At 65.4% G+C, this 17,836-nt stretch carries 14 protein-coding genes; 11 read left to right on the top strand and 3 right to left on the bottom strand.

What is annotated here, in order from left to right; genetic code table 11:
• The first annotated feature begins 122 nt into the window (after window positions 1–122).
• The 9 genes from VOM14_RS20770 (at window position 123) to rfbC (ending at window position 13,667) form a co-directional block, all read left to right on the top strand.
• Window positions 123–1,037, top strand: coding sequence for a LysR family transcriptional regulator (locus VOM14_RS20770; RefSeq protein WP_327630622.1), 915 nt, complete (start codon window positions 123–125; stop codon window positions 1,035–1,037).
• A 2-nt stretch (window positions 1,038–1,039) separates the two neighbouring features.
• Window positions 1,040–1,972 carry a LysR family transcriptional regulator gene (locus tag VOM14_RS20765; RefSeq protein ID WP_327630621.1) on the top strand — a complete coding sequence of 311 codons (933 nt, stop codon included), beginning with the start codon at window positions 1,040–1,042 and terminating at the stop codon, window positions 1,970–1,972.
• A 40-nt stretch (window positions 1,973–2,012) separates the two neighbouring features.
• The gene (locus VOM14_RS20760; RefSeq protein ID WP_327630620.1) at window positions 2,013–2,330 is read left to right on the top strand and encodes a single-stranded DNA-binding protein; all 318 of its coding nucleotides are present in this window, start codon (window positions 2,013–2,015) and stop codon (window positions 2,328–2,330) included.
• Between the two features lie 197 nt (window positions 2,331–2,527).
• Window positions 2,528–8,476 carry an excinuclease ABC subunit UvrA gene (gene uvrA / locus VOM14_RS20755; protein ID WP_327630619.1) on the top strand — a complete coding sequence of 1,983 codons (5,949 nt, stop codon included), beginning with the start codon at window positions 2,528–2,530 and terminating at the stop codon, window positions 8,474–8,476.
• Window positions 8,477–8,528: 52 nt separating this feature from the next.
• On the top strand, window positions 8,529–9,965 hold the full coding sequence (locus VOM14_RS20750; protein WP_327630618.1) for a TldD/PmbA family protein: 1,437 nt from the start codon (window positions 8,529–8,531) through the stop codon (window positions 9,963–9,965).
• Window positions 9,962–11,326, top strand: a complete 1,365-nt coding sequence (locus tag VOM14_RS20745; protein WP_442955569.1) for a metallopeptidase TldD-related protein — start codon at window positions 9,962–9,964, stop codon at window positions 11,324–11,326. Before VOM14_RS20750 ends, VOM14_RS20745 begins: the two co-directional genes overlap by 4 nt.
• A gap of 297 nt (window positions 11,327–11,623) precedes the next feature.
• Window positions 11,624–11,920, top strand: coding sequence for a hypothetical protein (locus VOM14_RS20740; protein ID WP_327630617.1), 297 nt, complete (start codon window positions 11,624–11,626; stop codon window positions 11,918–11,920).
• Window positions 11,921–12,020: 100 nt separating this feature from the next.
• Complete coding sequence (locus tag VOM14_RS20735) at window positions 12,021–13,016, top strand: GlxA family transcriptional regulator (protein WP_327630616.1); 996 nt, start codon at window positions 12,021–12,023, stop codon at window positions 13,014–13,016.
• Window positions 13,017–13,115: 99 nt separating this feature from the next.
• Window positions 13,116–13,667, top strand: coding sequence for a dTDP-4-dehydrorhamnose 3,5-epimerase (gene rfbC, locus VOM14_RS20730; RefSeq protein ID WP_327630615.1), 552 nt, complete (start codon window positions 13,116–13,118; stop codon window positions 13,665–13,667).
• A 76-nt stretch (window positions 13,668–13,743) separates the two neighbouring features.
• On the opposite strand, the gene VOM14_RS20725 is transcribed toward rfbC, so the two are convergent.
• A complete protein-coding gene (locus VOM14_RS20725) occupies window positions 13,744–14,634 on the bottom strand; it encodes an EamA family transporter (RefSeq protein WP_327630614.1) in 891 nt (296 codons plus the stop codon).
• Window positions 14,635–14,754: 120 nt separating this feature from the next.
• Between VOM14_RS20725 and VOM14_RS20720 the strand changes: the two genes are divergently transcribed.
• Window positions 14,755–15,657, top strand: a complete 903-nt coding sequence (locus VOM14_RS20720; RefSeq protein WP_327630613.1) for a LysR substrate-binding domain-containing protein — start codon at window positions 14,755–14,757, stop codon at window positions 15,655–15,657.
• 202 nt (window positions 15,658–15,859) lie between these two features.
• On the opposite strand, the gene VOM14_RS20715 is transcribed toward VOM14_RS20720, so the two are convergent.
• Both VOM14_RS20715 and VOM14_RS20710 read right to left on the bottom strand, forming a co-directional pair.
• Complete coding sequence (locus VOM14_RS20715) at window positions 15,860–16,021, bottom strand: DUF1328 domain-containing protein (protein WP_006051149.1); 162 nt, start codon at window positions 16,019–16,021, stop codon at window positions 15,860–15,862.
• 191 nt (window positions 16,022–16,212) lie between these two features.
• Complete coding sequence (locus VOM14_RS20710; protein ID WP_327630612.1) at window positions 16,213–16,833, bottom strand: LysE/ArgO family amino acid transporter; 621 nt, start codon at window positions 16,831–16,833, stop codon at window positions 16,213–16,215.
• A gap of 97 nt (window positions 16,834–16,930) precedes the next feature.
• On the opposite strand from VOM14_RS20710, the gene VOM14_RS20705 reads away from it, so the two are divergent.
• Window positions 16,931–17,824 (top strand): LysR family transcriptional regulator ArgP, encoded by an 894-nt coding sequence (locus VOM14_RS20705; RefSeq protein ID WP_327630611.1) that lies wholly within the window; start codon window positions 16,931–16,933, stop codon window positions 17,822–17,824.
• The last annotated feature ends 12 nt before the right edge of the window (window positions 17,825–17,836 follow it).

Raw genomic sequence — 17,836 nt, 5'->3', positions numbered from 1 at the left:
CCTTCTCGATAGTGGATGGATGACGCCATCATCGACGCTTTCCGCTTCGGGATAATCGGTTTAGACTCGCCATCATCATTCCAGTTGATTTAACAATAACCTTTTGAACAGGCACGGCGTCCATGGATCGTTTCGAGGAAATGCGGGTGTTCGTGCGCGTCGCGGAGCGCCAGAGCTTCACGCGCGCGTCCGACGACCTGCAGATTCCGCGCGCCACCGTGACCAACCTCGTCAAGCGCATGGAAGAGCGGCTCGGCGCGCGGCTGCTCGAACGCACCACCCGCACCGTGCGTCTGACGCCGGACGGCGAGGCGTATTACGGCCGCTGCGTGCGGCTGATCGCCGACATGGAAGAGGCGGAGGGCTCGTTTTCGAACCTCGCGCCGAAGGGTCTGTTGCGCGTCAATCTGCAAGGCACGCTCGCGCGTCATTTCGTGGTGCCGGCGCTGCCGGCGTTTCTCGCGCGTTTTCCGGGCATCGAGCTGACAATCGGCGAAGACGACCGCCTCGTCGATCTGGTGCGCGAGGGCGTCGACTGCGTGCTGCGCACAGGCACGCTGCAAGATTCGTCGATGATCGGGCGGCGCGTCGCGCAATTGCGGCAAGTGACCGTGGCGAGCCCCGGCTATCTGGAAAAATACGGCGAGCCTGCCGAGCCGTCGGCGCTTGCCGCGCACCGCGCGGTCAACTACGTATCGAGCGCGACGGGCAAGCCGGTGCCGCTGGAATTCGGCATCGAAGGACGCGTCACGCCGATGTTCCTGCCAGGCGCGGTGTCGGTCACGGGCACGGAGCTTTACACGGGCTCGGCGGTGGCCGGGCTCGGCATCGTGCAGGTGCCGCACTATCGCGTGACGGACGAACTCGCGGCAGGGCGGCTGAAAATCATCCTCGCGGACTTTCCGCCGCCGCCGATGCCGGTGTCCGTGCTGTATCCGCAGAACCGGCAATTGTCGTCGCGCGTGCGGGTGTTCGCGCAGTGGCTGCGCGACCTTTTCGAGGCGGCGAAAGCCGACGATCGTCTTCGAGGGAGTTGACCATGTTGTCAGCGCAAGAACTGGCCTTGCTCGAAGCGATACGGCAGACGGGCAGCCTGTCGCGCGCGGCGGCGCGGCTCGGCAAGGCGCCCTCGACGGTCTCGCACGCCGCGCGGCAACTCGAAACGCGCTTCGACGCGCTGCTGTTCGACCGGCGGCGCTACCGCCTGCAACTCACGCCCGCAGGGCAGCTTCTCGCCGACGAAGCCGCGCGTCTGATGCTCGACATGTCGCGCATGACGCAGCGCGTGCGGCAGATCGCGAGCGGCTGGGAAGACCGGCTGTGGATCGTGACCGACGAGGTGATCGAGTTCGAGCTGCTGATGCCGGTGGTGCGCGCATTCGATCAGCTCGACTCCGGCGTCAGGCTGCGTTTCACGCACGAGGTGCTGGGCGGGACATGGGAGGCGCTGCGCGACGGCCGCGCGGATGTGATCGTCGGCGCGACCAACGAGCCGCCGGCGATTCCGGGCCTGCGCTGGTTCGAGCTGGGCGTGATGGACTGGGTATTCGCGGTGTCGCCGCGTCATCCGCTCGCGAGCGCCGACGGTCCGCTCGAACGCGAGCGGATTCTCGCGCATCGCGCGGTGGTGGTGGCCGATTCGTCGCGCGGCGGCGCGCCGGGCACGGGGCGCGCGTATGGCGTGATAGGCGGGCAGGCCGCGCTGGCCGTGCCGAGCATGCGGGCCAAAATTCTGGCGCAAAGGGACGGGCTGGGCGTCGGCTGGCTGCCGCGCGAGCGGATCGCGTCGCTGCTCGCGCGCGGCGATCTGCTCGAAAAAGTCACGGCCGACCCGCGCGAGCCGAACGTGCTGTATGTCGCCTGGCGCGGCGAGCATGAAGGCCGCGCGCTGCAATGGTGGCTCGATCAGCTGCGCGAGGCGCGGCTCGCGCAGCGGCTCGTGCGCGGCATCGATATAGCGGCGGGCGCATGAGCGCGCGCGCCGCGAGTCAGACAATCAACGGAGCACGACCATGATAGATGGACTGGTGAGCGGACGTTTATACGGCGAGGCGCAGATTCGCGCGGGGCAGAACGGCACGCGTTTCGTGACCTGCAAGGTTCGCGCGACGACCAACGACGGCGACACGATTTTTATCAATGTGATCGCTTTCGACGACGACCTGCAAAGCGCGCTGCTCGCCTTGAGCGATGCCGACAGCGTCGCATTGAGCGGCGCGCTGACGCCGAAGGTGTGGACCGACAAGAACGGCCTCGTCAAACCCGCGATCGACATGGTCGCGCACAGGCTGCTGACCGCGTTTGACGGGCGTAAGGAGGGCGGCGGCTGAAGTTGCAACTGAAGTAGCAACTGAAGTTGCACTGACCACGCCTGCCGGGCTGCCTGCACAACTGTATAGATATACAGTATAGTGTTCCACTTCAAGCCAGGCTTCGGCGCGTGTCGGTCGCCGCGCGCTTGCACTGAACTTGCGCGGTCGCGAGGCGTCCGTGAGAGGTGGCCCACTCATTCACACGGTCGGAAAAATTGTCATCCAACGGCACTATCAAGATTCGCGGCGCGCGCCAGCACAACCTCAAGAACGTCGATCTCGACGTGAAAACCGGCGAAATGACGGTCGTGACCGGCCCGTCCGGTTCCGGCAAGTCGAGCCTCGTGTTCGACACGCTTTACGCGGAAGGGCAGCGGCGCTACGTCGAAACCTTCAGCGCGTACGCCCGGCAGTTTCTGGACCGCATGGACCGGCCGCAAGTGGACCGGGTCGACGGCGTGCCGCCCGCCATCGCGATCGACCAGACCAATCCGGTGCGCAGTTCGCGTTCCACGGTCGGCACCATGACGGAACTCAACGACCACCTGAAGCTGCTTTACGCGCGCGCGGCGGAGCTGTTCGACCGCAAGACGGCGCGGCAGGTGCGTCACGATTCGCCTGAAACCATTTACGCGGATCTGCTCGAACGCACTGCGCAGGACGATCCGCGCCTCGTCGTCACATTTCCGGTGGAATTGCCGGAGTCCGCGTCGGAGCAGGAAGTCGAGCAATGGCTGTCGGCAAGCGGCTATACGCGCGTGCAGGCGCAGCGAGAGGTCGATTCGCCCACCGGCAAGCGCAAGCTGCTCGACGTGGTCGCCGACCGCTTCCGGCTGCGCTCGGTGGACAAGGCGCGCGTGGTGGAGGCAATCGAGGCGTCGCTCAAGCGCGGCGGCGGACGCGTGAATATCTATGTGCTGCCCGCCGCCTCGGACACGCCCGGCACGCCCGGCACGCCCGACACGCCCGACACGCCTCAAAGCGAACCGGAAATCTGGCGTTTCTCCACCGGCTTGCACAGCCCCGAGAGCGATCTGCGCTACGCCGATCCGCAGCCGGCGCTGTTCTCGTTCAACTCGGCCTACGGCGCGTGCGAAGTCTGCCGCGGTTTCGGCCGCGTGATTGGCGTCGATCTCGGCCTTGTCATTCCAGACGCGCGCAAGACGCTGCGCGACGGCGCGATCAAGCCGATGCAAACCCCCGCGTGGAAGGAGTGTCAGGACGATCTGATGCGCTACGCGGCAAAAGCCGACATCCGTCGCGGCACGCCGTGGGGCGAACTGACAGACGCCGAGCGCGACTGGGTGATCAACGGTTCGCCGGACTGGAACGGCAAGTGGCAAAGCCATTGGTATGGCGTCAAACGCTTCTTCGAATATCTCGAATCGAAGGCGTACAAGATGCATATCCGCGTGCTGCTGTCGAAATACCGCAGCTACACGCCGTGCGAAACCTGCGGCGGCGCGCGTCTGAAAACGGAATCGCTGCTGTGGCGTCTCGGCAGCAAGGCGAACGCGGACGAGGTGCTCGCGCCCGGGCAGCGCTTCATGCCGCGCGGCGTGGAGTGGCGCCGCGCGCAGCTCGAAGCGCTGCCCGGCCTGACCGTGCACGACCTGATGCTGATGCCGATCGAGCGAATCCGCCGCTTCTTCGACGGCATCACGCTGCCGAGCGCGCTGCTCGACGACGCGCTCAAGCTCCTGCTCGCCGAAGTGCGCACGCGCCTCAAATATCTGTGCGACGTCGGCCTCGGCTATCTCACGCTCGACCGGCAAAGCCGCACGTTGTCCGGCGGCGAGGTACAGCGGATCAATCTGACCACGGCGCTCGGCACGTCGCTGACCAAAACGCTGTTCGTGCTCGACGAGCCGAGCATCGGGCTGCATCCGCGCGATCTCAACCGGATCGTGGAGGCCATGCACCGTCTGCGTGACGCGGGTAACACGCTCGTGGTGGTCGAGCACGATCCGTCGGTCATGCTGGCGGCGGACCGTCTGATCGACATGGGGCCGGGACCGGGCGAGCGCGGCGGCTCGATCATTTTCGACGGCGCGCCCGAGTCGATCCGGTCGTCGGGCACGCTGACCGGCGAGTATCTCGGCGGCCGGCGCCAGGTGGCGGACGCGGCGCACTGGTCTCAGCGTCCGGTGGATGCGAGCACGCCGCGCCTCGTGCTCGAAGGCGCGACCGAACACAATCTGCGCGACGTCACGGTGGAAATTCCGTTGCAGCGGCTCGTCTGCGTGACGGGCGTGTCGGGCTCCGGCAAATCCACCTTGCTGCAAGACGTGCTGTATCCGGCCATGGCGCGGCACTTCGGGCTCGCCACCGAATCGCCCGGCGCGTTCCGCAACCTGAGCGGCGCGGACCAGGTGACCGACGTGGTATTCGTCGACCAGTCGCCGATCGGCAAGACCGCGCGCTCGAATCCGGCCAGCTATGTCGGCGCGTTCGACGAAATCCGCAAGCTGTTCGCGAAGGCGCCGCTCGCGCAGCAACGCGGCTACGGGCCGGGCATGTTCAGCTTCAATTCCGGCGACGGGCGTTGCCCGACGTGCGGCGGCTCGGGCTTCGAACATATCGAAATGCAGTTTCTGAGCGACGTGTACCTGCGTTGTCCGGATTGCGACGGGCGCCGTTATCGCGCGGAACTGCTGGAGGTGAAGATCGAGCGCGGCGAACCGGCGCGTGCGTTGAGCATTGCGGACGTGCTGGAACTGACCGTCAGCGAGGCCGCCGCCTACTTTGCGCAAGATACGGAAGTGGTGCGCGTGCTGCAGCCTATCGTCGACGTGGGGCTCGAATATGTGAAGCTCGGGCAGCCGGTGCCCACGCTGTCCGGCGGCGAGGCACAGCGGCTCAAGCTCGCCGGTTTCCTCGCCGAATCCGCGCAAACGCGCACGGGGCGTGGCGCGAAGCAGGCGGTTGCAAAACGGCTTTTCATGTTCGACGAGCCCACCACGGGTCTGCATTTCGACGACATCGCGAAGCTGATGCAAGCGTTCGGCAAATTGCTGGCAAGCGGCCATTCGCTGATCGTGATCGAACACAATCTCGATGTGATCCGCGCGGCCGACTGGATCATCGATCTCGGTCCGGAAGGCGGCGACGGCGGCGGCCGCGTGCTGTGCGCGGGCACGCCGGAAGACGTCAAGCACTGTCTGGAATCGCATACCGGCGAGGCGTTGCTGCAATACGGCCGCGCGGTGGGCGCGGCGGCGGAATCGGCGGAATCGGCGGAGTCGGTCTCACAAGGCATGCCGTTGCAGAAGGCGCTGAGCGCGGCGCGCGCGCGGCGGGCGATCGAAGGCGAGGACGTGGTGCGCATCGTCAATGCGCGCGAGCACAACCTGAAGGCGCTGGACGTCGATATTCCGCACGGCAAATTCAACGTCATTACCGGCGTGTCCGGGTCGGGCAAGTCCACGCTCGCCTTCGACATTCTTTTTCATGAAGGGCAGCGCCGCTATCTCGAATCGCTCAATGCCTATGCGCGCTCCATCGTGCAGCCGGCGGGGCGGCCCGAAGTGGATGCCGTGTACGGCATTCCGCCAACGGTGGCTATCGAGCAGCGTCTGTCGCGCGGCGGCCGCAAGAGCACGGTGGCGACCACCTCCGAGGTGTGGCATTTTCTGCGCTTGCTGTATGTGAAGCTCGGTTTGCAGCATTGCATTCATGACGGCACGCCGGTTACATCGCAGAGCGTCGAGTCGATCGCGGCGCAATTGCTGCGCGACCACAAAGGGCAGCACGTTGGTTTCCTCGCGCCGCTGGTGGTCAATCGCAAGGGCGTCTACACCGATCTCGCAAAGTGGGCCAAGGCGCGCGGCAACACGCATTTGCGGGTGGACGGCGAATTCGTGCCGGTCGACCCGTGGCCGAAGCTCGACCGCTTCCGCGAGCACACCATCGAATTGCCGGTCGCCGACCTGACCGTGTCGCCGGACAACGAGGCAGAGCTGCGTCACGCGCTCGATCAGACGCTGGAAGCCGGCAAGGGCGTGATGCACCTGCTCGCGCCGCTCGACGGCCTGCACGACGCAATGAACGGCGGCTTGCCCACCGCGAAGCTCGGCGCGGTGAAAGTACTGTCCACCAAGCGGGCGTGTCCGGTGTGCGGCACGAGCTATCCCGAACTCGATCCGCGCATGTTCTCGTACAACAGCAAGCACGGCTGGTGTACGACCTGCGTCGGCACGGGACTTTCGCTGACGCGCGAACAACGCGCCGCCTACGACGACACCATCGTGGTGGACGACAACCGCGGGCGTGAGCAGAGCTTGCCGTCGGAGGAGCAGGAGCCCGAAGGCCTCGTCGACGAACCGTGTCCGGATTGCGCGGGCACGCGTCTGAACCCGGCGGCGCGTGCCGTCACGTTCGACGCGCACGCCATTACCGACGTCGCGCAATGGACGGTCTCCGGCACGCGCGCGTGGATCGACAGTCTGCAGATGACCGGCCGCGACGCGGAGATCGCGCGCGACGTAGTGAGCGAGATTGGCAGCCGTCTGCAATTTCTTGAAGAAGTCGGGCTCGGTTATCTGAGCCTCGACCGCGCGGCGCCGAGCCTGTCGGGCGGCGAGGCGCAGCGCATCCGGCTCGCCGCGCAACTCGGCAGCAATCTGCAAGGGGTCTGCTATGTGCTGGACGAGCCGACCATCGGCCTGCATCCGCGCGACAACCAGATCCTGTTGAACGCGCTGCGCAAACTCGGCGACAAGGGCAATACGCTCGTGGTCGTCGAACATGACGAGGACACGATCCGCCGCGCCGATCACATCATCGATATTGGGCCGGGCGCCGGTAAGCGCGGCGGCACGCTGATCGCGCAGGGCAGCGTCGCGGATCTGTCCGCGCAACCCGACTCGCTTACCGGGCAGTTTCTTGCAACGCCCATCGTGCATCCGTTGCAGCCGCGCCGCACGGTCGTCGCGCTGGGCAAACGCGCGGCGCCCATGCCGGAGAACTGGCTCACCGTGCATGGCGGCAAGCTGCACAACCTGCGTAATGTGACGGTGGCGATTCCGCTGTCGCGGCTCGTCGCGGTGACGGGTGTCAGCGGCTCGGGCAAGTCCACGCTCGCGCGCGACGTGCTGATGGCCAATCTGCTTGACGCGGTCGGGCGCTCGGTGTTGTCATCGCCGGCCACGCGGCGCGCGCGCGCCGCGGCGGCCGAGGAGAAGCCGGCCGCGAACCGTCGTTCGAGCGTGCTCGCGCGCAGCGCGCCGCGCGCGCCGCTGAACGTCACGCATACGTGGCAGGGCTGCGATTCGATCACCGGTTGGGAGAGCATCGACCGCGTGCTCGAAGTCGACCAGACGCCGATCGGCAAGACACCGCGTTCGTGTCCCGCGACCTACATCGGCGTGTGGGACGCGATCCGCAAACTGTTCGCCGGTACGCTCGAAGCGCGCGCGCGCGGCTACACGGCGTCGCGCTTCTCGTTCAATACGGGCGAGGGCCGTTGTCCGGCTTGCGAAGGGCAAGGCGTACGCACCATCGGCATGAGCTTTTTGCCGGACGTGAAGGTGCCGTGCGACGTGTGCCACGGGCAGCGCTTCAATCCGGAAACGCTCGCGGTCACGTGGCGCGGCAAGAATATCGGCGACGTGCTGACCATGGAAATCGACGAAGCCGTCGAGTTTTTCGAGCCCATCTCAAACATCGCGCATCCCTTGCAATTGATGAAAGACGTCGGGCTCGGCTACCTCACGCTTGGCCAGCCGTCGCCTACGTTGTCGGGCGGCGAGGCGCAGCGCATCAAACTCGTCACCGAGTTGAGCAAGGTGCGCGACGACATCACGCGGCGCGGTCAGAAGCCGCCGCACACGTTGTATGTGCTCGACGAACCGACCGTCGGCCTGCACATGGCCGACGTGGCGAAGCTGATACGCGTGCTGCATCGTCTCGCGGACGGCGGTCATAGTGTGGTCGTGATCGAGCACGATCTCGATGTGATCGCCGAGGCGGACTGGATCATCGACCTGGGCCCGGAAGGCGGCGTGGGCGGCGGCACGGTCGTCGCGGCCACGAACCCCGAAGGCATCGTGCAGGTGCGCGCGAGCCATACCGGCGCGGCGTTGAAGCCTGTGCTCGCGCGAACCGCAAGCACGGGAGCAGGCGCGGCCGCGCAGGTCGAGGCGGGTGAGGGCACGAACGGATAGCGCTTTGCGCATCGGCTGTCCACAGTGCCCTCATGTCTTTTCTGGAGCTTGAATGATCGACGAACGTTGGGCGCAAGCCGCCCACTCGCTTAAGAGCCGCGCGGCGTTCTGGTCGCTGCGCATTGTCGATGAACAAGTCGACAATCACGAAATCCGCAACGACGTCGCGCAGCCGTTGCGCACCGTGCGCGATCGCGGCGCGATGCTGATCGCGTGGGTCGGCGCGGGAGCAGGTTACGCGGCAACGGCGAATCTGTCCGCGGCCGGTTTGCAGCATGCGCTCGATCTCGCCACCGCCCGCGCCGAAGCGAGCGCGGCATGGTCATTGATCGACCATCGGCAGGTGGTGCGTCCGTCGGCGAGCGGCGAATATATGTCGCGGAATGCGCAGCACGCACTGCCGGGGCGTGCCGAATGGCTCGACCGTCTCGGCGCCGAATGCGCGGCGGCGAATCTCGATTCGCGGATCGTCGAGCGGGTGGCGGCGGTGCAGATCACGCACACCGATCAGCTCTACATCACATGCGACGGCGTGCGTATCGATCAACGATTCCGCTTCGTGATGCCGCAATTGAGCGTGACCGCGCACGCGAACGGCGACACGCAGGTGCGCACGCTCGGCGGCGATTACGGCACGCTCGCGCAGGGCGGCATGGAGGTGCTCGCGCGCTTCGGCTTCCACGGCGCGGGCACGCGCGTGGCGCGCGAAGCCTTGCAATTGCTGGTTGCGCCGAACTGCCCGTCGGGCAAGCGCGATCTGCTGCTCATGCCCGACCAGATGATGCTGCAGATTCACGAGTCGATTGGGCATCCGCTGGAACTCGACCGCATTCTCGGCGACGAGCGTAATTTCGCGGGCTGGAGTTTCGTCAAGCCGGACATGTTTGGCTCGTATCGCTACGGCTCCGAGTTGCTGAACGTGACCTTCGACCCGGAGTTGCGCGAGGAAGCCGCGGCCTATGCCTTCGACGACGACGGCACCGCAGCGCACAAGCAATACCTGATTCGCAACGGCGTGCTGGAGCGGCCGCTCGGCGGCGCGCTGTCGCAGCAACGCGCGCGCATGCCGGGCGTCGCAAATTCGCGCGCGTCGAACTGGAACCGGCCGCCCATCGACCGCATGGCCAATCTGAACGTCGAGCCCGGCGAGAGTTCGCTCGCGGACATGATCGGCAACATCGAACACGGCATCCTGATGCGCACGAACACGTCGTGGTCGATCGACGACCATCGCAACAAGTTTCAGTTCGGCTGCGAATTCGGGCAGCTTATCGAGAACGGCGAGCTGACCCAGGTCGTCAAGCAGCCGAACTATCGCGGCATCTCCGGGAATTTCTGGCGCAGCCTGAGCGCGGTGGGCGACGCGTCCACGCGTGAAGTTTATGGCACGTCGATGTGCGGCAAGGGCGAACCGGCGCAGATCATTCGCGTGGGACACGCTTCGCCGGCCTGCGTGTTCAGCCATGTCGATGTGTTCGGAGGCGCATGATGAGCGAGTCCACGCCATCGCACGACACGCACGCCGTGAACTGGCAGCGGCATTTCACTTCACTCGCCGACGCCATCGAGCGCCTTCGGCAACCGGGCGAAACCACGCTCAGTTCGTTTGCCGGCGAGCAGTCCGACTTTATCCGCTTCAATTCCGGCAAGGTGCGGCAGACCGGCGTCGTGTCGCAAGGCAAGTTGACCTTGCGGCTGATTCAGGGTTCGCGTCAGGCGTATTTCACGCTGACGGTATGTGGCGATTTACAGCAGGACATTCACGAAGCGAGCGCCGCGCTCGTCACATTGCGCGAAAGTCTGCGCGACGCCGCCGACGATCCGCATCTGCTGTTCGATAGCTCTTCATGGCAGCGCGTCACGCAGCGATCCAGCACGTTGCCTGAGCCCGAGCGCGTGTCGCGTCTCGTCGCCGAATGCGCGCGGGGGCTCGATTTCGTCGGCTTTTACGCGGGCGGCACGATCGTGCGCGGCTTCGCGTCCACGCGCGGCAGCCGCGGCTGGTATCAAGTGGACAATTTCAACTTCAGCTGGTCGCTGTACGACCCGAGCGGCCGCGCGATCAAAACCACGTACGCCGGCGACAACTGGAGCGATGCGGTGTTCGCGGCCAAAGTCCAGCAGGCCGCCGCGCGTCTCGCGGTGCTCGCGCGCCCGCCGCGGACACTCGAACCGGGGCGCTATCGCGCGTGGCTTGCACCCGCCGCGCTGGCCGAATTGCTGGGCGTCACCGCGTGGCGCGGGTTCTCGGCACGCGCGCAGGCCAGTTCGCGCAGCGAGTTGTACAGGCTGCATGTCGGAGAAATCGCGCTCGATCCGCGTGTGACCGTCGGCGAAGATCTGAATCTGGGCATCACGCCGGGCTTTAACGACGACGGCTATTTGCGCGAAAGCGTCTCGCTCATCGAGGCCGGCCGCAGCGCCGGTCAACTGACCAATGCGCGCAGCGCCCGTGAATACGGCTTGACGCCGAACGGCGCGCTCGCGGAAGAATCCCCGGCGGCGCTCGCCATGCAAGCCGGCGATCTCCCGGAAGACGACATCCTCGCGCAACTCGGTACGGGTCTTTACGTCGGCAATGTGTGGTACGTGAACTTTTCTGATCGGATGACTTGCCGCCTGACCGGCATGACGCGTTTCGCGACGTTCTGGGTCGAAGACGGACAGATCGTCGCGCCGCTCGAAGCCATGCGCTTCGACGACAGCCTGTATCGCCTGTTCGGCAGCGAGTTGGAGCGAATCGGCGCGCACGCCGAACTCCAGTTGAGCGACTCGACGTGGGGCGAGCGCGGCACGGGCGGCATGCAGGTGCCCGGCGTCCTGTTGAAGTCGTTCGAATTGACCTTGTGAGCGCGCCGGGCGAGGCGCGCCGGGAAGACCGAGCGCGCTCGCCGCACTGCAACATTTTTGCCCGCCAACCGAAAATCATCTAACAATTCGGCTAGTATTTCGCCGCCATTCGTTTAAGTCAGACAAATACGCCTTTGATGTTTCAAAAATGAAACGTTTTCGGCACGCGAGAAAATGCGGCCTAAAGAGATAATCATGAAAATAGAATCAGGTCTGTCTAATTGCCAATAGGGATGCGGCTGATTCCCGATTTGCGAATAAAAATTGAAATTAAAAGGGACATTGTGACGCGCCGGCGTGTTCAGCTTTGAAACATTTCGGGACGGTACGAAAATCGACGTGAGGGCGATTCCGCCGGGTCATTTTAGCGCGCAATCGGCGAACTGCCCGCTGCGTGGAGAGCCCCAGTACATGCGCCTCTCCGGGGCGGATTTCCGCAGCGCGGTATGTTTTTCCGCTGCTTGTCCACAGTTGCTATTTATTACTCGCATCAAACGAGAATGGTTTTCTTCATACATTAAATCAGGCGCCATTTCGCCGGATTTCAAATTTACTAATCCGATTCATTCGGCTACCATCACGCATAATCCGTGAAGCAGCGTTTGCCATAGATTGAATCTCGATTATCAATTCACCGATAACGTCGGGCTAACGCGCGTCCTCGTCCAACCACGTAGATATTTTGAGGAAGACCATGTCTCACATTCACGTCGATACTGCGAGGGTTACCTGGTTGCACACGCCAACGGTCAACGTCCGTACTGCAGCGCGGCGAATTGGCGTTTTGTTGTTCGACGGTTTCTGGCTGCTCGGTCCCGGCACGGTCGTCGAGATGTTCCAGAGCGCGAACGAACTGGCCGGTGTGCGCCCAGGCGAAGAGCCGCCATACGAAGTCCAGTTTCTCTCGCTCGACGGCGGCAGCGTGCCGAGTTCTTCGGCCGCGCGCATCTGGACCGATCGCATCGACACACGCTATGGCAGCGGTTTTGACGTTCTGTTCATCGCGGGCGGACACGGCGCGCACGCGGCGGCGCGCGACCCGAGGCTCGTCGGCTGGCTGCGCTCGGTGCAGGCGCGCACGCGCGCCATCGAGACGATCGGCGAAGGGCGCCTCGTGCTGGAAGCCGCCAATCCCGGCGAGCCGGAAACGTTGCAGATCGGCCGCTATGGCCGCCCCGCGACAGACCCGATTCTCAGCGCGTCCAACGACCGCAACGACTGCGCCCGCAGCGCGCTGATGTTCATCAAACGTGATCTCGGCGCGGAACTTGCCCGCAGCGTTGCCGAGCGCGTGATGCCGGGCATGGCCGCGACATGGGTTCCGCTGCCGGCCGAAGGCGGCACGCTCAGCGTCGCCGAAAAAATTCGTGCGGCGGCGCGGTGGATGGAAGCCAACTGCGACCGTCCGGTCTCGGTCGCCGACGCGGCTCAGGTCGCCGCCATGAGCGAGCGCAACTTTCTGCGGCGCTTCAAGCATGAAATGCAGGTCACGCCGTCCGATTATCTGTTGCAGGTGCGGCTGCGCATCGCGTGCAATTTCCTGACGGAAACCGAACTGCCGGTCGACAAGATCGCGCGGCGCAGCGGCACCGGCAACGGCGACCGTCTCGCGAAGATTTTCCGCAAGCGCATGGCGTTGTCGCCGACGGAATATCGCGCGCGCAGCCGTCTCGCGTCATCCGAGGTCTGACAGTGATGCTGCGCCTGTGGGGGCGCGTTACACGACCGCCGCGCGCGCGCGCGGCGGCTTCCGGTACTTTGTCGGATAGCTTCTTACGGGCACAGAGGCATGGGCAACCAGGTGTTGGCAACGGCACTACCGGAAGTGAAGATCATCGAGCCCGAGGTATATGCCGACGAACTAGGTTTCTGCTATGAAACCTTCAGCGCGGACGAGTTTCTCGACGACGTCGCGCGCGACTTCAACTTCGTGCAGGACCGGCATTTGCGCGCGGTGCATGGTGTGTTGCGTGGGCTGCATTATCAGGTGCAGCGCCCGCAAGGCCGGCTCATGCAAGTCGTGGTGGGCGAGATATTCGACGTCGCCGTCGACGTGCGGCTCAATTCGCCGAACTTCGGCAAGTGGTGCGGCATGTATCTGAGCGCGGAAAACCATCGGCAGGTGTGGGTGCCGCCGGGCTTCGCGCATGGCTTCGTCGTGCTTTCCGAATCGGCCGAGTGTCTGTGGAAGTCGACCGAGTACTGGTTTCCTGAACTCGAACGCTGCATCTTGTGGAGCGATCCGGATATCGGCATTGAATGGCCGGTCGACTTCGAGCCGATTGTCGGGGCGAAGGACGCCGCCGGCCGCCGTTTGTACGAAGCGGAGAACATGCCATAGCGGCGCGCGCTTGGGCTACGGCTCGCGTTGCGCGCGGCATTCCTTGCGGCGTTGCTTGATGCGCCGCGAGATTTTCCTATCGCGCGGCCGCTACCGCGCCGACACTCGCCGCTACCACGAGCAACGTGCCGGCGATCTGCAACATGCCCATCGGCTGATGCAGAACAATGAAGCCGGCCACCGCGCCGATCGCCGGCTCGACACTCATCAGGATGCCGAACGAACCGGCCGGCATATGCCGCAGCGCCACCATTTCGAGCGCATACGGCAGAAGCGGCACGAGTATTGCGAGACCGGCCGTCGCCGCGAGCTGGGCCGCCGCGAGATGCAGGCCGCTTTCGGCAAGGCCGAAGGGCGTGGCGACGAGCGAAGCCGCGATCAACGACACCGACAGGCCTTCCAGTCCGGCAAAGAGCTTGCCGGCTTTCTTCATCAGCAGGATGTAGCTGCCCCAGCCGCACGCCGCCGCGCACGCGAGCAGGACGCCTAGCGGCTCTCCGACCCAGCCCGCGCGATCGCGCGAAAGCAGCACGACGCCCGCAATCGCGAGCAGTGGCCACGCGAGCGCGCGCGCGCGGCGCACGGCGAGCGTCGCGACGGTGAGCGGCCCGAGGAAATCGATGGCGACGGCCAGGCCGAGCGGAATGCGCTGAAGCGCAGCGAAAAAGCACAAGGTCATGCCGGCCATGGCGGCGCCGAGCGCGAGCGCGGCGAACCAGTGCGCGCGCGAGTAGGCGAAAAGCCGCGGACGCACCAGCACCGCCAGCACCAGCGCGGCCCAGCACAAGCGCAACCAGGTGGTGCTGAGCGAGCCGTGGGCGGCCATCGTCGGCGCGGAGAGGGCGGCGCCGAATTGCACGCTCGACATCGACAGCACGCACAGGAGCGCGGCGCCGGCTGCCGCGCTCGACGGTTTCAGCAAGGCGGCCGCGGGGCCCGCGGCAGATTTGATCGTCGTGTCCTGCATGGTGTCGTGGGGGGTGTTGTGCGTTGTCGTGTGGCGTTTCAGGGAATCTTCGCGCTATCTTATCGGCTCGCGCGCTATTAAGATAAGTTGATATTTCTTATATCGGCTTCAAAAATCCTGATGACCCGTGATCTCGACAGCAGTCTGTTGCGCACCTTCGTCACCGTCGCCGAGACGGGCGCGGTGGGCGCGGCCGCGAGCCGCCTCGCGCGGACGCAGGCGGCGGTCAGCATGCAATTGCGCCGCCTCGAAGAGGACCTCGGCCAGCGTCTGCTCGACCGTTCGCCGCGCGGCGTGCAGCTCACCGAAGCGGGACATCTGCTGCTGCCATACGCGCACACGATTCTCGGCGCGAGCGCGGATGCGCGCCGCGCGCTAGGCGCCGGCCAAGTGTCGGGCACCGTGCGGCTCGGCATGCTGGAGGACATCGCAGTGGGCCGTTTGCCGCGCGCGCTGCGGCGCTTTTCGATTGCGTATCCGCGCGTCGCGCTGGAGATCGTCGTCGATGGCAGCGTCGCATTGTCGAAGCGGCTGGCGGAAGGCGCTCTCGATGTCGTCGTGGCCGATCCCGCGCTCGTGGAGGCCGCGCCGCTGCTGACGTGGACCCAGCCGTTGTTCTGGGTCGGCGCGCGCGGCTATGGCCGCGACGCGAACGAGCCGCTCGCCCTGGTCGCATTCGGCGGACCTTGCCTGTGGCAGCAGAACGTGTTGACCGCGTTGCGCCGCGCGGGCATCGCGTGGCGCATCGTGTGCACGAGCACGAGCTTGCCGGCGGTGCAGTCGGCGGTCGAAGCGGGGCTCGGCGTGTCGGTTCTGCTCGAAGGCAATATTCGTTCGGAGTCCATGCGGATTCTCGGCCGCGCCGATAACCTGCCGGATGCGCCCGCCGCGGACTTCGGCCTTTTCATGCGCGAGGCGGCCGGCGCGCAGGTCGAAGCCGTGCGCACGTTGCAGCGTTTTCTGTGTGAGGAGTTGCATCTGGGCTTCTGTGAGAGCGAGCCGCGGGTGCCGTCAATGGAATGATGCCGATGCGCATGAAGCGCGCGAAGCGTGTTCTGAAACCGCTCTGCACGCGTCCGGGCAGGGCGCGTGTTGCGTTGCGGGAAGCCCGGCGGGGGCGGCAAGTATTGCAAGACGCTGCGGCAACTATTGCAAGACGCTGACAAGACCTTGCTGCCCGCCCGCCGGGGCGGGCATTCCTCCGCTTATATGGTCGATGCGGGCATCAGCGCCGCATCACGCCCATCAACAAGGTCACGAGGAAAATCACCACGAAGATGAAGAACAGCACCTTGGCGATTTCCGTCGCGCCCGCGGCGATGCCGCCAAAGCCGAATACCGCGGCGATGATCGCGATGACGAAGAAGATTGCAGCGTATCGAAGCATGAGGCCTCCCACGATGAATTGCTGGATTGAACTTGAACGGCGACTCGTGCTTTGCATTTCATGCTTGGACGAGTGATCTGCCGGCGAGCGAATCCCAGCAATAGCCGTGCCCATCGAGCCCGCATCGAGGCCGGCGCGACGAAGGAAAGCCGGACGATGCCGCCGTCGATTCCCCGCCCGTCGCGCGTGATTCAACGCAACTGTGTGGCGGCCAGCAGCAACACCATGCTGCCGATCGCGCCATCCAGCACGCGCCATGCGCTCGCCCGGCGAAACAGCGGCGCAAGCGCGCGCGCGCCGAAACCCAGGCCGATGAACCAGACGCAGCTCACCGCCATCGCGCCCAGCGCGAAAGCGAGCCGGGCGCCATCCGGCTCGCGCGCGCCCGCCGTGCCGATCAGCAAAAACGTGTCGAGATACACGTGCGGGTTGAGCCAGGTGAAGGCGAGCGTCATCAGCACGATGGGCAGCGCGCGTTGCACGGGCGCCGCCGCGGGGTTCGCGTCGGCGTCCATCACGGCGTGTGCCGGGCGCACCGCGCGGCGCAGCGCGTTGAGGCCGAACCACGCGAGATAGGCGAGCCCCACGTACAGCATGACGTGCACGAACACCGGATAGCGCTCGACCAGCACCGAGGCGCCGCCGACGCCCGCGCTGATCAGAATGCAGTCCGACAGCGCGCACAGCGCGACGATTTTGCCGACATGCGAGCGCATGATGCCCTGGCGCAGCACGAAGGCGTTCTGCGCGCCGATAGTCACGATCAGCGACGCGCAGAGCGCCGCGCCATGAGAGAGAGACAGCCAGTTCATAAACGATCCAGTAGACGGGAGAAGCGAACACGACTAGTCTGCGGCTGTGCCATGCATAAGCAAAGCTAATTTACCTAACGCCGATTAAGGATCGCTAATGCTCGACTATGCGTTGCTCGATGCGCTCGCCGCCGTGGTGCGTCACGGCTCGTTCGACCGCGCGGCCAGCGAACTGAATGTGACGCCCTCGGCGGTGTCGCAGCGCGTCAAGCTGCTGGAGGAGCGCGTGGGCAGCGTGCTCGTCAAGCGCGGCCAGCCTTGTGTCGCGACCACCTCTGGCGCGTTGTTGTGCCGTCATACCGAGCGCGTGCAGTTGCTCGAAGCGGAGTTGACCGGTCGCGTGCCCGTCTTGCCGGGCGGACTCGTAAAAGGGTGGCCGACGCTGCGCGTGGCGGTCAACGATGACAGCGTCGGTACGTGGTTCATCGACGCCGTCGCGCCGTTTTGCGTCGAGCGTCAAATGCTGCTCGATCTGGTGATCGACGATCAGGACCACACCGCGCAGCGGATTCGCGACGGCAGCGTGCAGGGCGCGGTGACCACGCAAGCCGAACCGGTGCAAGGCTGCCGGTCCACGCGCCTTGGGCGCATGCGTTATCTCGCGGTGTGCTCGCCGGCGTTTCTCGCGCGCCATTTCGCGGACGGCGTCACGCGCGACAGTTTGCGGCGCACGCCGTGCGTGGATTTCAATCCGAAGGACCAGTTGCAAAAGCGCTTCATGCGCCGCATCACGCGAGCCGAGGTCGAGCCGCCGTTGCACTGGATTGCGCACGTCGCCGGATTCCTGCGCGCGTGCGTGACGGGACTCGGCTGGGGCATGTGCCCCGAGCGCATGATCGCCGCGCATCTGGCAAGCGGCGAGCTGGTGGAGATGGTGCCCGGCAAGCATATCGACGTCGATCTCTACTGGCAGAGCTGGCGCCTGTCGATTGGCTGGCTCGACGACTTCAGCGCGGTGCTGCGCAAGCGCGCGGCCGAGTTTCTCGACTAGTGTCCCGGCGCG

This window comes from Paraburkholderia sp. MPAMCS5 (assembly GCF_036016995.1).
GTDB lineage: Bacteria > Pseudomonadota > Gammaproteobacteria > Burkholderiales > Burkholderiaceae > Paraburkholderia.
Note: the sequence above shows the minus strand (reverse complement) of the source record. Positions and strands in the feature narration are given on the sequence as shown.

Excerpts from the sequence above, each read along its gene's own strand:
- VOM14_RS20770 (WP_327630622.1), top strand. The coding sequence starts at position 123 with ATGGATCGTTTCGAGGAAATGCGGGTGTTCGTGCGCGTCGCGGAGCGC.
- VOM14_RS20765 (WP_327630621.1), top strand. The coding sequence starts at position 1,040 with ATGTTGTCAGCGCAAGAACTGGCCTTGCTCGAAGCGATACGGCAGACG.
- VOM14_RS20760 (WP_327630620.1), top strand. The coding sequence starts at position 2,013 with ATGATAGATGGACTGGTGAGCGGACGTTTATACGGCGAGGCGCAGATT.
- VOM14_RS20750 (WP_327630618.1), top strand. The coding sequence starts at position 8,529 with ATGATCGACGAACGTTGGGCGCAAGCCGCCCACTCGCTTAAGAGCCGC.
- VOM14_RS20745 (WP_442955569.1), top strand. The coding sequence starts at position 9,962 with ATGATGAGCGAGTCCACGCCATCGCACGACACGCACGCCGTGAACTGG.
- VOM14_RS20735 (WP_327630616.1), top strand. The coding sequence starts at position 12,021 with ATGTCTCACATTCACGTCGATACTGCGAGGGTTACCTGGTTGCACACG.
- rfbC (WP_327630615.1), top strand. The coding sequence starts at position 13,116 with ATGGGCAACCAGGTGTTGGCAACGGCACTACCGGAAGTGAAGATCATC.
- VOM14_RS20725 (WP_327630614.1), bottom strand. The coding sequence starts at position 14,634 with ATGCAGGACACGACGATCAAATCTGCCGCGGGCCCCGCGGCCGCCTTG.
- VOM14_RS20720 (WP_327630613.1), top strand. The coding sequence starts at position 14,755 with ATGACCCGTGATCTCGACAGCAGTCTGTTGCGCACCTTCGTCACCGTC.
- VOM14_RS20715 (WP_006051149.1), bottom strand. The coding sequence starts at position 16,021 with ATGCTTCGATACGCTGCAATCTTCTTCGTCATCGCGATCATCGCCGCG.
- VOM14_RS20710 (WP_327630612.1), bottom strand. The coding sequence starts at position 16,833 with ATGAACTGGCTGTCTCTCTCTCATGGCGCGGCGCTCTGCGCGTCGCTG.
- VOM14_RS20705 (WP_327630611.1), top strand. The coding sequence starts at position 16,931 with ATGCTCGACTATGCGTTGCTCGATGCGCTCGCCGCCGTGGTGCGTCAC.